This is a genomic window from Paenibacillus sp. FSL R7-0189, from assembly GCF_037969925.1.
In the GTDB taxonomy this organism is placed as follows: Bacteria; Bacillota; Bacilli; order Paenibacillales; family Paenibacillaceae; genus Paenibacillus_AQ; species Paenibacillus_AQ odorifer.
Genome location: NZ_CP150223.1, coordinates 1,300,301 through 1,313,969 on the forward strand (window position 1 = coordinate 1,300,301; position 13,669 = coordinate 1,313,969).

Here is a 13,669-nt window from a genome sequence, read left to right on the forward strand (position 1 = left end):
TGGTTAATTTATTATATTGTATTTAGACTCGTTCTAAATCTATATACAATTTAACACATCCTTTTGCTTTTTGCAACCACTCTGAAGATTTGCATGTTGCCGATTCTAGCATAACTTTTGTTATAACGCCTATTATCTCTGTCACACTCTGGATAACGTCCTCTTTCTAGACTTAAATCAAAGATATATTTTCCTCCGCCGTCTTCCCTTTCTGACTCCGGAAAAAAGCCCTCATCTCATCGCGTTTGCTCTTTGGACTTAAGACATATACAGTATCACCTGGCTCAATGACGGTACTGCCATGGGGGGTGACAATGCTTTTATTCCGGATAATAGCAGTAAATAAGATATCATCTGGCAGTCCGATATCGGAGATTTTCTGCCCGGCAATGGGCATGTAAGGTTCAATTCCTATGTGGTTGAACTCGGAATCCGTCTTGCCAAGGGCGACCAGCTCCATCAGTGATGGCTGTGCTGAATCCTCTTGCCCCACCAGCTTCAACCGGGAAGCCAGCGGTGAAATGCTTGTTCCTTGAATCACTGCTGAGGTCAGCACGACGAAGAATACTACATTAAAGAACAGTCGGCCGTGGGGAAGATTAGCTAGCAGCGGATAGGTTGCCAGCACAATTGGAACGGCTCCGCGCAAGCCGGCCCAAGAAATTAGTGTTTTTTCACGAATAGAGAATCTGGAAAAGAGCAAGCTTATAAACACTCCTATTGGCCTTGCCACAACCATCAGAATGACGGACAGCAATATACCTTGCCAAGCCACCTCTGCCAGCTCCTGTGGAAATACCAGTAGACCCAGCAATATAAACATAAATATTTGCATCATCCAAGCAAAGCCATGACTAAAATTCATAATGGTTCGATGATACATCAGCTCGGAATTGCCAAGGGTAAGACCCATTACATAGACAGCCAGCAAGCCGCTGCTATGAACGAGTGCAGATAAGCCGTAGGTTAGGACAGCAAATCCAATTGCCAATACCGGGTAAAGTCCCGTAGAATCCAGGTTAATTCGATTGATAAGATATACTGCGACTTTACCAAGTACAATCCCTATCACCAAACCAACTGCCATCTCCCATATAAAGGACAGCACAAGTCCCCATATCGCCATATCCGGATGCTGAATCCATTCGATCAGCGATACTGTCAAAAATACCGCCATAGGATCGTTGCTGCCTGATTCCGCTTCGAGTGTCGAGGTCAGTCGTTTGTCAATATTCTTACCGCCTAATACCGAAAAGACCGCAGCAGCATCAGTCGAACCCACGATAGCTCCGAACAGAAAACTTTCTGCCCATGACACCTCAAGAATCAGCTTAGCGAACACCCCAACGATAGCTGTCGTTAACAATACGCCTACCGTGGATAAGGATAATGCCGGCCGAATAATAGGCTTGATATCCTTAATACTGGTCTGCATCCCACCTTCGAACAAGATAACAACCAGCGCAAAAATCCCGGCCATTTGTGTTAAGGAAGCATTGTTAAAAAAGATAAATTGACTCAGTACCATCCCCGCAGCAAGGAAAAGCACTAGAGCTGGCATTCCAAATTTAGTGGAGAATTTGGTGGAAAACACACCTACAAGTAAGAGAGCTGCCAGCAATAATATGATATTATCTGCAAGTTGGGTCACCGTTTATTCACTTCCCTTTCGCTTCTAGCTTAAAATATAAGCTTCCTTATTTATGTACGTTATTACCCTTATCCACCTCCTTTTGAGACATTGAATAATATAAGCAGGATTGAAGATTTCATCCGCTGGGGCTTATACTTAAAATAATTCCTTTCTACCCTACTCGTATTTACATATAAGGAGGCTGACTGTATATGCAATTGAGATTAATTAAACCTGCGGAGCTGGAGCAAGCCGCTCTTCTAGCCCATTCCATCTTTCGTAAAGCTGGCGACACTTCTATGAAAGAGCTGTTTCCGCTGATTTTTAGCCCTGGTTACACTCACTCTTATGCAGCCGTTGCCGAGGACGGTAACATCGCTGCTTTTATGGGATTAGTGCCCTCCACGATCCGCACTGGAGAAGCTCTCCTGAACGTGTTCTCCATCGGCGCGGTTTGCACAGATCCTGCTTATCGCGGACAGGGACTAGCCGGTCAGCTTCTACAGCTATGCCAGACCCATGCTGCGAATGCCGGCGCATCGCTTATCTTTGTCTCGGGTGACCGCTCGCTGTATACCCGAGCGGGATGCGTACCGTTCGGCGGTACGCAATTGGCCGAGCTGAACGTAAGCTCGGCTCACGCACTTGCTGCCGCAGCAGGGGAAGAATGGACGCTGCGGCCAATGCAGCCGGGCGACTTCTTCGCCGTCAACCGGCTGCTGAATGAACGCGAAGCCGGACAGGTGTACAGTCCGGGTGAGCTGGCGCTGCTGCTGGGTGCCGAGGCTTACGCGGGTGTGCTGGGCTTGTCCCAGCGCACACTCGTAGCCGTGCGGGACGGCAGCATCGAGGGGTTCGCCGCGATGGCTGTGCCTGCGGCGGATGTGCCGGCGCCGAGCCCAGCGGCGGCGGTGGAATGGGCCGGCCAGCCGCAAGCGGTAGCGGCGTTGCTGGCCAAGGCGGCTCTGTGCAGCGGCGTTGGCACGCTGCAAGTGCCTGTGCCGTGGCAGGAGCGCAGCCTGCTCGCGCTTCTGCGGGACGCCGGCGCCTCCTTAAGCGCCGGCGCGAATAGCGGGACGGTCTGCATCGCAGACCGGGAAGCGCTTTTGCGGCAGACGGAAGTATGCCGCAATCGTAGCCTCGACTTGTCGTCCGTGGACGACAAGGAGCTGATCTCGCTGCTGTTTGATCCAGCGAGCCCGCTTCGCACCTCTGATTCCTTGGAGGAATCAGAGGCAATTCCTTTACCTTATATGTCAGGCCTCCATTTTATTTAAAGCACAAAAATAACCTCAGCGGGAGAAGGATCCCGCTGAGGTTATTTAGTATGCTCTATTAACAGTTATATAAATTCAAATAATTGCTTATTCTCTGGAGTACACCTGTAACTCTTGAATAGACCAATAATTCCCGCCGGCTCCGTTCTGTACAATTTTGACATACCTCGTCTTCACTTTAGAAAAGGATATCTTAGTAAGCTCTTTCGTACCTTTACCAGACGTGAGTTTTTTCCAGTTTTGAGCATCGTCAGAAATATAGACTACATAGTCTCTTGGGTAATCAAACGGTGATAACGTGCTATCCAAATCTATTCTTTCAATTTCATGTGCTTCACCCAAATCAATCTGAAAATACTCACCGGAAACCTGATGTTTCCCTGTATCCCAGCGCGTGCGCCGATCCCCATCGATAGCCAGACTAGGAGCTGATGCTGCCGTATTCACATTTGAGGATACCTTCCATTTAGTACGATCCAGAGGAACCAGTCCAGTAGCTGTAATCTGAACTTTATCGGACAGTAAATTAGAGCCGGATACCCTTACCGCGTAGGTATATAACGTCCCTTCACGTAAATTATGATCCGTATATTCTGTAAGCTTCACATCGGTGGCCACCACCTTCATTTCCCCGCCGCTACCTTCAGCGCGAAGCAGCTCATAGCTTGCTCCTGGTGCCTCCAACCAATTTAATTTTACAGCTAAACCTTTTGTTGCTGCGGCTTTGAATCCTTTAGGTGCCGACGGCTTTACTTCAGAGGAAGGCTGCAAAATATACTGCACAGCCTCTCCTGGAGCAAGGGTCTCCGTAAAGGTTAACGTAGGAGTAGCCTTTTTACCTGTTACATAACTTCTTGCTTTTTCATACGTATCCCCGTTTCCAAAACGTTCCCCTTCATACACCCCGTTTTTCGGCATAGTCACATTTACACTCACAGTTTGTGGAGTAGATTCAAAGTTAACGAAATTAACCAGCACCTTATTTGAGGTCGCTCCGCTTCCCGCAAGAGGCTTCAATGTAGAAGTATCCACGGCCCGAACATATACCAGCTTGTCGGCTAACACATCTTTGTTGGCAATTTGATAAGTTAGCGGAGCTCCATGTGTAGCATAGGCAAGACTGAGCCTTCTCATGATGCTGACACGTGAATCCTCATTTTCTTTTGTATAATAAATCTCTGTGGTCGCCGGATCATGCTCTTCTAAATTAAACCCGTATTTGAATAAACTGAAATCCTTAAAAAAAGCAGCATGCTGCACAAACATATCCGCATAACCAATATGTGCACGCATGATCCGGTCGAATACAGCCGCTGTCCGCTCCGTTGCCCCGTATTGATAGGCATCCACATGACTGTCCGAGGTACCAAATTCAGTGGTCAGCATTTTTTTGCCGAGTCCATTGTCTGCACCAGTGAAGGTCTTCAAATTCTCAGTAAAGCTTCCTCCATTACTAAAAATATAAGAGTCTCCGTAGGAATGTCCATTGGTCAAATCCGTAACCTTCTCCAGCTCCATACGTTGCTCTGGATCACGTTCCCAGCCATCCGGATCTCCACATTCCTTCCCAGTTCCCTTCTGATTACCGCAAGAATCCTCACTGTAGCTCGGCCAATATGCCCAACCCGGAGCAACAGTTTGTAAATGGGGCGCGATTTGCTTGCCCTTTTTATTCAGCCAGTCCGCAATCGCCAGATTCACTGCCTTAGAACGATTGAATAATCCCGGCTCATTATCTACCTCATAATATTGAAAATAGGGGCTATATTGCTCAAAATAATCTGTCAGCTTTTTCTCCGCGTCAACAGGCAACGATCCATCTGCCTTAAGCTTAATATCACCAGTATGCAAATACAAAGCAACCGCCTGCATGTTGTAATCCTGCAATACCTTGTAATATTCCATCATATCCGAGCAGGATCTCCCGACATCACTGGCACAGCTAGTACGCATCACATTCCCGCTATAAGCCATCCCTAGCCATTTGATAACATAAGGCAAGTGCGTAACTGCACCTTCATCGAAATAAAATTGTTTATTATTCACTACTGTTCCCGTCAGTGTATAGCTGCCATGGATAGGCTCAGAAATTGGAGCGTTAAGAGATTCTAAACGGAGATTATCCCAAGTCCACCAGGAATATTCGTCTTCTTTGTCACTGCAATATAAACAGCGAACCGTTTGCAGCTTCAATTCATTCGTTCCTATCTTCAATTGCTCCTTGGGAATATATAATTCATAGGTCTTTTGAAAGTTATATTCGCTTTCTGTGCCAGCAACGCCCGCAATTTGAATGATCCCCGACAATTGATGATTGGAGAACACACTCATTTGCGGCACGGATTTATAAGCATCCAGAATACCTACGCTAAATAAGACCCCATTCTCCGGGATCTTATTTAGCTGATAGGTGATCGTTAATTCCGGCTGGGTCTTTCCATTCAAGCCTGCAGGCAAGCTCTGAAGAGCCGATGATTTGAGCACCGAAGAAGTAACATTAAATTCCTTCTTGCTGCCAGAAGTGCCACTCGCAGCGAATTCAGCTGCTGAGCCATCATGTTGTCCCAGATTCCAGATCACAGTACCATCCGGTATTTCTGCTGCAGCATCAGTTCCTGCAGATAGTCTCGGTATATTGGCACCTACCTTATAATCGTTTGTCCTATTCGTTCCGAAGACAGAGACAGACAACAGAAACAAGACGGTTAATGCGGCGAATTTTAGTAATAACAGTAATGGTTTGTTTGCAGATATCTTATTTTTTCTATTAGATATTCTCCTCGTTATTCCCATCCATAGGTCCTCTCTTTCTTCCGGAATGTCTTACCCTATCATTTCATTAGATTAAGGAAGGAACAATGCCCCTTGTGGAATTACCTGCTGCTTCTGGCTGGAACTCTCCCATAGCAAACGAAGATTGGCATCTCCTTCATTCTCATAATATTCAATTTGGATATCATAAAGCGTTCCGGCTGTGAGTGGGATACTTCCTTTATGAAGGGTTGCACTTTGATTTTTCCAATTGTCGATGATCAGCTTTCCGTCAATCCAGACACGGACTCCATCATCAGAGGATGCCGAAATCGTATATTTTTCACTGAATTTGGGTTTGAGTTTCCCTTTCCAGCGTACAGAAAAGTGATCTTCATTTATCTCTGAGGCAGGAGACCCACCATGCCAATTAAAATCAATCTTACGGTCATTGCGGATAAGTACCGCTTCTCCCTCTAAATCAGTATTGTTATAGTATTCTCCAGTTAAACCCGTTAGGGTTACCGGAGTTACGGGTGCTATCGAAGGATCTCCTGTTGTGAGAACATAGTCCTCTCTTGATACTATAAACGAGTCTTTCATAAAGCTTTTAATTGACTGTAGTGTATTATTTTCTGTCAGTAATTTTCCCCAGGTCATCATATAGACCCATTTATTTTGTTTCTCAGTTAATACATCCGGGTTCGGCAGTTGCCCACTCTCCCCGATTCCGATAGGTTTACCCTCGGCCAATGCGAGCAGATCCTCATAGTAGGACTGTTTATAATCGTTATTGTAGATATCCGCAGCCAGAACATCGAGTTTATCCCCACCGGGATAATATGCAGCATATGGATCTGACCATTCATTCGGCGCATTCGGATTCCACACCCACAGTAGATTATTTAGCTTGTGTGTGTTTACAAAACGATCATAGACAATACTCCACAGCTCTGAAAAATTGTCCTTTTTCCCCCACCAAAACCAACCACCATTCATTTCATGGTAAGGTCGCCATAAGACCGGAACTCCGGCATCACGCAGCTGACCCAAATATCCAGCAACCTCGTCTAGATCTGAGATTAGCCTCTTATACTGAGCTGTCCCAGGTGTAACATAAGCATTAAATTTCTCTTGACTGAGACTTCTGTTTACATTGGACCACTCTGGAGAGGTTCCCGGTAAGCTCTGATGGAAGGTCATCGCTACAATGCCACCCTCTTGATGCCATTCAATTGCACTGTCTATAACAGCTTGCCGCTGTTCTGCGATCGTCTCTTCGGATTGATTATTAATCGCCCCTAATTCATAACCATGTAGAACAGCATTTTGTCCCGAAGTATTCTTCAGCTTATGAACCAGTTCATCTGGACTTTCTAGATAATCATGCTGGCCGGACAAGATCCCTTTGCCACGTAGATTTACCAAATTACTTAGCAGTTGCTTGGCTTCTTCAGAAGCCGAAGGATTACTTGGTATAGCCGGAGGTAGGGAGGAAGAAACACTCATAGCCTTCGGAAGACTTTTAACCTCTCCCCAAGGCAGCAAGGAAAAAATAATAAAGACCGGTAACATAGTAAACAACAATCTGTTTTTCTTATAATATTTACGCAAATAAATCCTCCTTTCGGTAGCTGTACTGCCTCCACAGGTGTTAAAAACATACCTGTTATCGGACAATCGTCTTCTGACCTAATGAGGACTATAGCTTAGTAGCTCTGCAATAACGCAGAGCCACTAAGGATCGACCTTTAATTTTCATCAATCAGGAGACATCCGGAAGAAAAAGTGCACTTGCTGGAACTGTCTCTTTAGCTTGACTAGCACTTTCCCACATCAAGCGGACTCTCGCATCGCCTTCATTCTCGTAATACTCCACCTTGATATCATATAGCTGGCCAGCCTTCAGCGTTATAGTGCCCTTACGCTCAGTACCACTTTGCTTAGTCCAACTATCAATCACGGATTCCCCATTCACCCAGACACGGATACCATCATCTGAGGTAGTGTAAAATGTATATTGCTCATTATATAATGGCTTAATTTTACCGCTCCAACGTATGGAGAACCGATCAATCCCGAGGGCGGCATCCGGGGAGCCTTGCCGCCAATTGAAATCGATTATTGCATCAGTTCTGTTAAGAGTTGCTGCTCCCGACAATTGCATGTTGTTGTAATACTCTCCTGCAAGCCCCTTCGCGAGAGGAATTGCTGCCTCCCCCTCTTCTTCAGAAGGTGCCGGCGCTGGTGCGGCGCTAGGTGTCGGTGCCAGACCAGTATTTAATTTATCTCTGGTCAGGGTATAGTTGCTATTCATAAATGTTTTAATTGTTTCTGCACTGTTATTCTCGTAAAGCATTTTTCCCCAGCTCATCATATACGTCCATTTACTTTGCGATTGCTGAAGCTTCTCCAGATTAGGCATTTCACCATTTTCCCCGATCGCAATCGGTTTGCCTGCGGCTAGACTCAATAAGCTGTCATAGTATTTTTGCTGGTAATCATTTTCGTATATATCTGCTGCCAGAATATCTACTTTATCAGCACCTGGATAAGTTAGCGCATAAGGATCTGACCAAACATTGGGAGCATTCGGACTCCATACCCATAACAAATTATTTAATTTATGAACGTTAACAAAACGGTCATACATAATATTCCATAGTTTAGAAAAGTTATTTTTCTTCCCCCACCAGAACCAGTTCCCGTTCATTTCATGATAGGGTCTCCAAAGCACCGGAACGTTGGCATCGCGCAAGCTTTTTAAAGAGACGGCCACCTTATCAAGCTCAGCGATCAGATTGTTATATTGCTTGGTACCCGGTGTAACGTAACTATCGAACTCACTCTGGCTAAGTGTTTTTTTCACATTATCCCAGTCATAAGAGGTGCCCGGCAGGTTAGCATGAAAAGTCATAGCTACGATCCCGCCCGCTTTATTCCAGTTGATGGCGCTGTTCACCACATTTTGACGTTGCCAAGCCATCGTTGCTTCGGACTGACCACTGATCGCACCCATTTCATAACCGTGAAGAGCCGCATATTGTCCGCTGGTTCCCTTCAGCATATTGTTAATTTCATCTGGACTTTCTAAATAGTCATGTTGACCGGCAATAATACCTTTTCCTGAGATCGAGTAAAAATAGTTAAGCAGCTTTACGGCTTCAGGTGAGGCACCTGGGGTAACTGGCGTTCCAGAATTTGAAGCAGCTATGACAACAGACGGCGAAATTCCAACAGCAAGCGGAAGTGCAGTCAGAAACAGGACGAGTGACAGAAATGCACCAAACAATCGATACGTACGGTAAGCTTTCAAAATAATCTCCCTTTCGGTAGCCAGGCTGCCACTCTTTCGAAGGCCCTATAGCTTTGCGTCCCTACCTTTCGATAGGTTTGCCTTTTCAATTTAAGAGAAATAATCTCTCTTACCGTAAGTATCGACGACAATTAATGATATATTTAGTGTTTTTATGACTTTTTTTGATAATTGAGTCAATTTACCTGTTTCAAGAAATTTTGAATTGGTTAAATAGATAGGTTAGACCTATGAAATGAATTGTTGTAGTTCTATATCATTCCAGTCTAAAGTAATACGTATGTTATCTTCTTCTACTAATTCAGACCCCGTCTGTACCTCTATAAACTCAACATCCGTCAAAGCAAGGATCGCGTGCTTCGTTCCTTCCGGTATACGTACCACGTCCCCAGCCTTCACATTATGTTTTTTCTCATTCAGCACAATACTTGCTTCGCCGCTGACGATTGTCCAAATTTCACTACGCTTGCGATGTAATTGATAGCTGATATTATTCCCCTCGGATATAAAAATCCGTTTGGTCAGCACTTCATTGCCTTCATCATATTTCACATAATCAATAACTTTGTAATGACCCCAACGGCGTTCCTCGTACATCGGTCTTTGTTCAAAGGTCTTCAGCACTTCTTTAATCCGTGGGCTCTCAGCTTTATGGGTAACTAGAATCCCATCCGGGCTAGCCGCAATGATCAGATCCTTCGCACCAATTACCGTAATCGGAATGTCCAGCTCATTAATCAAGCAAGTCCCCTCAGAATCCGCCGTCACAAAACCTTTTCCTACATGCTTGCTGCTCATTTCCTCTGTCAGCGTATTCCACGTTCCAAGATCCTTCCAGAATCCATCATACGGCTGCACCACAATATGTTCTTCTTTCTCCACCACTTCATAATCAAAACTGATGGAAGACAATAGCTTATACTGCTTCTGCAATTCTTCATATCCTAAAGGCAACCCTTTACGCTGCAAAATATCTAACAAGTACCCTAAGCGGAAGGCAAACACTCCGCAATTCCACAAGGCATTTTGCTCGATGAGCTGTTCTGCTTGTATGCGGTCAGGTTTCTCTTGAAAGTGACTCACCTTCATAAAACCATTTTCCCCCGCCTCTTCGGTGGTAGGAATAATATATCCGTATTTCTCTGAGGCATGTTCAGGAACAACACCCATTAGAGCCAGATTTGCTCCACTTTCCAGCATGGTCCCCTCAAGCATAGCTATGGTATCGAAAAAAGATGCTTCTACATAAGGGTCAACAGGCAATATTGCTACCGTCTCCGCTGGAGAAACACCTGCCACTGAATAAAGATAGGTAGCTGTTAAGGCGATAGCCGGAAAAGTATCCCGACGCTCCGGTTCAACGATAATCGGCACATGACTTCCCAGTTGGCTTTGTATCATTTCTACTTGGCCACGGCCGGTGGCCAGATAAGATGATTCTGCCATCCCTGCTTCCTCCAGCTGTCTCCAGACACGTTGTACCATGGATTCTGGTTCACCTTGAGGGCTTTCAAGTACCTTTAGAAATTGCTTTGAACGTGAGTCGTTGGACAACGGCCATAACCGTTTACCTGAACCGCCTGATAGAAGTACCATTTTCATAGAATGAACCCTCCTTGAATGGAATGTATTAAAAGCTATGTCTTTGTTAGGTAGAATCCACTCCAAGGGATTTTGGACTTCCGATCGCTGTTATCCTCAGATTTCCTGATTGGACCGTCTCTCGCGGTAGAAATCCGAGGATAAAGGCGAACACTCCGTTTCTACAGTTCCAAATTCCCTTTCCGTTCTTAACCTAACCAACTACTTTTTAACAATGATCCATGCGCACCGGGCTGTACCAGCCGGAAGCGAGCACGTTTTTCTAAAGATTTGCTTCTGCTCCGGGGGAGGCAGCTGCAACTGCAAGAACAACTGCAACTACAAGAACAAGACTAGTTGCCACCACAGAGACAATGACAATGACAACTACAAATGCTACTGCGGTATATAATCAGAGTACCTAACTTTATAAATTGCTTAGAAACTTAAGATTAAGGGAATGGAGTGGCGGAAGAGAATTTTGGAACTGGAGGAGCGATAGCGTCCGCCTTTGTCTGCGGATTTCTACCGCTATCAGCGGTTAAAATCAGGAAATCTGCAGACAACAGCGGCTGGAATTCCAAACATTCTCTGGAGTCACGGCTCATCCCTAAATAGAAAAATCACAAGTTCAATCCATATAACTTAGATTAAACCGCTCCAGCCACACTAGCAGAATAACCGCTCAATCCACCCATCTGCGGGCGGCCGACAGAATGATAAACGAGGCCGGTACCCTCGATTTGCTCCTTGGAATACACATTGCGTCCATCGATCAGCACCCCATTACGCATGCTTTTCGCCAGCTGATGCAGATCAATATCCTTGAGTAGGCTCCAATCGGTCAAGAGGCAGACGGCATCGCTGCCCTCAGCCGCTTCCTCTGGCAGATTGCACCAGCGAAGCTGCGGATGATCGTATTGCTGCCTGAAATTTGTAGCTGCGATTGGATCATATAGTTTGACTGTTGCCCCTTCAGCCACCAGTGCCTCAACAATCTCTCTGGCGGGAGCTTCGCGGACATCATCAGTATTAGGCTTAAAAGCAAGCCCCCATATCCCAATCGTCGAACCGCGCAGGCTGCCAAGTGATTCATGCAGCTTGGAGATGATCATAAACCGTTGTCCCTTGTTCACTTCGACTACAGATTTCAATAATTTGAATTCGTAATCGACGTTGCCCGCAATTTGAATGAGCGCATTAGTGTCTTTCGGGAAACAGGAGCCTCCATAACCGATACCAGCCTGCAGGAAGGATGACCCGATTCTTTGGTCCATACCCATTCCTTGTGCTACCTCGGTTACATCAGCTCCCACTTTTTCACAAATATTAGCAATCTCATTAATAAAGGAGATCTTCGTGGCCAAAAATGCATTCGAAGCATATTTGATCATTTCAGCACTGCGTATATCTGTTACAAATACATTTTCTGTGAAACCCTTATGAAGCTCGCGCATAGTTGGTTCCAGCTCTGGATTATCAAGGCCAATGATAATTCTATCAGGATGGAGGGTATCGCGAATCGCTGACCCTTCACGTAAAAACTCAGGTGCAGACACGATATCAAAAGAATGTTGGGTATACTTAGAGATCATTTGAGAGATTTTTTCATTTGTTCCTACTGGAACTGTAGATTTAGTCATTATTATTTTGTGCCCTTCCATCGCTTTGGCGATTTCAGCGGCTGCACCCTCAATGTAGGTTAAGTCTGCTTCACCGTTAGGCAATGATGGCGTACCTACAGCAAGAATGATAATATCTGAACGGCGCACCGACTCTTGGAGATCTGCAGAAAAAGATAACCGTTCCTCACGAAGATTCAGTTCAATCAGTTCCTCGATTCCCGGCTCATAGATGGGCGATTCCATCTGTTTCAGCTTCTCAATCTTTTCCTCGTCCTTATCCACACAGATGACATGATGTCCGCCCAGTGCAAAGCACACGCCAGATACAAGACCCACATACCCAGTACCGATTACTGTCAGCTTCATATAATCATCCTCCTTTTAGAAAATTGACGTACGCCTGCTCAACATACTGCTTGAACTTAACCATAAACGCCTGCTCATCGAATTTACGTGCATGCTCCATAATTTGATCGATATCCCAGGCGTAGGACTCTACCTCATAAATAGCCTTAAGTAGATCCTCCACTTCTTGATGCTGAAAGAAGACACCATTTACATAAGGAATAATAGTATCTAGTGCCCCACCTGCTTCATAAGCAATTACCGGTCTTCCTGCAGCGTTCGCTTCCAGCGGTGTAATTCCAAAGTCCTCTTCTCCTGGAAAAATAAATGCTCTACACTGTGCCATCATTCCAGTCACTTGTTCATCTTCTAGCCGGCCCAGAAATGATACATTATCCTTAGCCATGCCTTCGAGACGCTTGCGATCCGGTCCATCCCCTACGATATAAAGCTTAAGACCGTTACGATTGAAAGCCTCTACTGCCAGATCAATCCGCTTGTAGGAAACAAGCCGGGAAACAATTAGATAATAGTCACCAATGGTAGAAGAGCTTGTAAACCGGGCTGTATTAATCGGTGGAAATATGACATCTGCATCCCGGTGATAATAATTCTGAATCCTCGTCTTCACTACTGAAGAATTGGCTACGAACTGATTCACATTTTTGGATGTCCGTTGGTCCCACGTTTTGAGCTGCTGCATGTATACCTTAAGCATTTTTTTGAACAGCCCGGAATTCGACTGACGTTCCATGTAGGTGTCATAATCCCATGCGAAGCGCATAGGCGTATGGCAGTAACAAAGATGAAACGTATGTTTAGGAACTTGAATACTTTTCATAAAAGCACTGCTGGAACTCAGGACGATATCGAAACCGCGAAAGTCCAAATCACGGATGGCCATTGGATAAAGTGGCAGCACCCCTTTAAAATTGGTCTTTACCCCCGGAATCTTTTGCAGCCAGGAGGCACGGATATCCGCATCTTTGAGATTGTCAGTAAGGCGGCTTCCGTTAAAAACCGTTGTGTAGATTGGAGCCTCGGGATACATGTGATGAAAGACTTCCACCACTCTTTCCGCGCCGCCCATTTGGATTAAGTAATCGTGCGCTATCGCAATTTTCATGTGAATCATCCTCAA

At 45.4% G+C, this 13,669-nt stretch carries 8 protein-coding genes and 1 riboswitch; of the genes, 1 reads left to right on the forward strand and 7 read right to left on the reverse strand.

The genetic code is table 11. From position 1 onward, the window contains the following. Nucleotides 1-172 precede the first annotated feature (172 nt). On the reverse strand, nt 173-1,651 hold the full coding sequence (locus MKY63_RS05660; RefSeq protein WP_076137164.1) for a potassium/proton antiporter: 1,479 nt from the start codon (nt 1,649-1,651) through the stop codon (nt 173-175). Between the two features lie 194 nt (nt 1,652-1,845). Between MKY63_RS05660 and MKY63_RS05665 the strand changes: the two genes are divergently transcribed. After that, nucleotides 1,846-2,910: a GNAT family N-acetyltransferase gene (locus tag MKY63_RS05665; RefSeq protein WP_339811936.1), complete on the forward strand. Its 1,065-nt coding sequence runs from the start codon at nt 1,846-1,848 to the stop codon at nt 2,908-2,910. An 87-nt stretch (nt 2,911-2,997) separates the two neighbouring features. On the opposite strand, the gene MKY63_RS05670 is transcribed toward MKY63_RS05665, so the two are convergent. The 6 genes from MKY63_RS05670 to MKY63_RS05695 all read right to left on the reverse strand — a co-directional run bounded on the left by MKY63_RS05670 (nt 2,998) and on the right by MKY63_RS05695 (nt 13,654). Beyond that, nucleotides 2,998-5,703, reverse strand: a complete 2,706-nt coding sequence (locus MKY63_RS05670; RefSeq protein ID WP_280753487.1) for a discoidin domain-containing protein — start codon at nt 5,701-5,703, stop codon at nt 2,998-3,000. A gap of 51 nt (nt 5,704-5,754) precedes the next feature. Then, nucleotides 5,755-7,275, reverse strand: coding sequence for a glycosyl hydrolase (locus MKY63_RS05675; protein ID WP_254847715.1), 1,521 nt, complete (start codon nt 7,273-7,275; stop codon nt 5,755-5,757). A 151-nt stretch (nt 7,276-7,426) separates the two neighbouring features. Continuing rightward, the gene (locus MKY63_RS05680) at nt 7,427-8,977 is read right to left on the reverse strand and encodes a glycosyl hydrolase (protein ID WP_339811941.1); all 1,551 of its coding nucleotides are present in this window, start codon (nt 8,975-8,977) and stop codon (nt 7,427-7,429) included. A 12-nt stretch (nt 8,978-8,989) separates the two neighbouring features. Beyond that, nucleotides 8,990-9,069: riboswitch (cyclic di-GMP riboswitch) on the reverse strand. 136 nt (nt 9,070-9,205) lie between these two features. After that, complete coding sequence (locus MKY63_RS05685; protein ID WP_076129262.1) at nt 9,206-10,579, reverse strand: sugar phosphate nucleotidyltransferase; 1,374 nt, start codon at nt 10,577-10,579, stop codon at nt 9,206-9,208. Between the two features lie 629 nt (nt 10,580-11,208). Continuing rightward, complete coding sequence (locus MKY63_RS05690) at nt 11,209-12,549, reverse strand: UDP-glucose/GDP-mannose dehydrogenase family protein (protein ID WP_339811943.1); 1,341 nt, start codon at nt 12,547-12,549, stop codon at nt 11,209-11,211. Nucleotides 12,550-12,553: 4 nt separating this feature from the next. Further along, complete coding sequence (locus tag MKY63_RS05695) at nt 12,554-13,654, reverse strand: glycosyltransferase (protein WP_339811946.1); 1,101 nt, start codon at nt 13,652-13,654, stop codon at nt 12,554-12,556. Nucleotides 13,655-13,669: the final 15 nt, after the last annotated feature.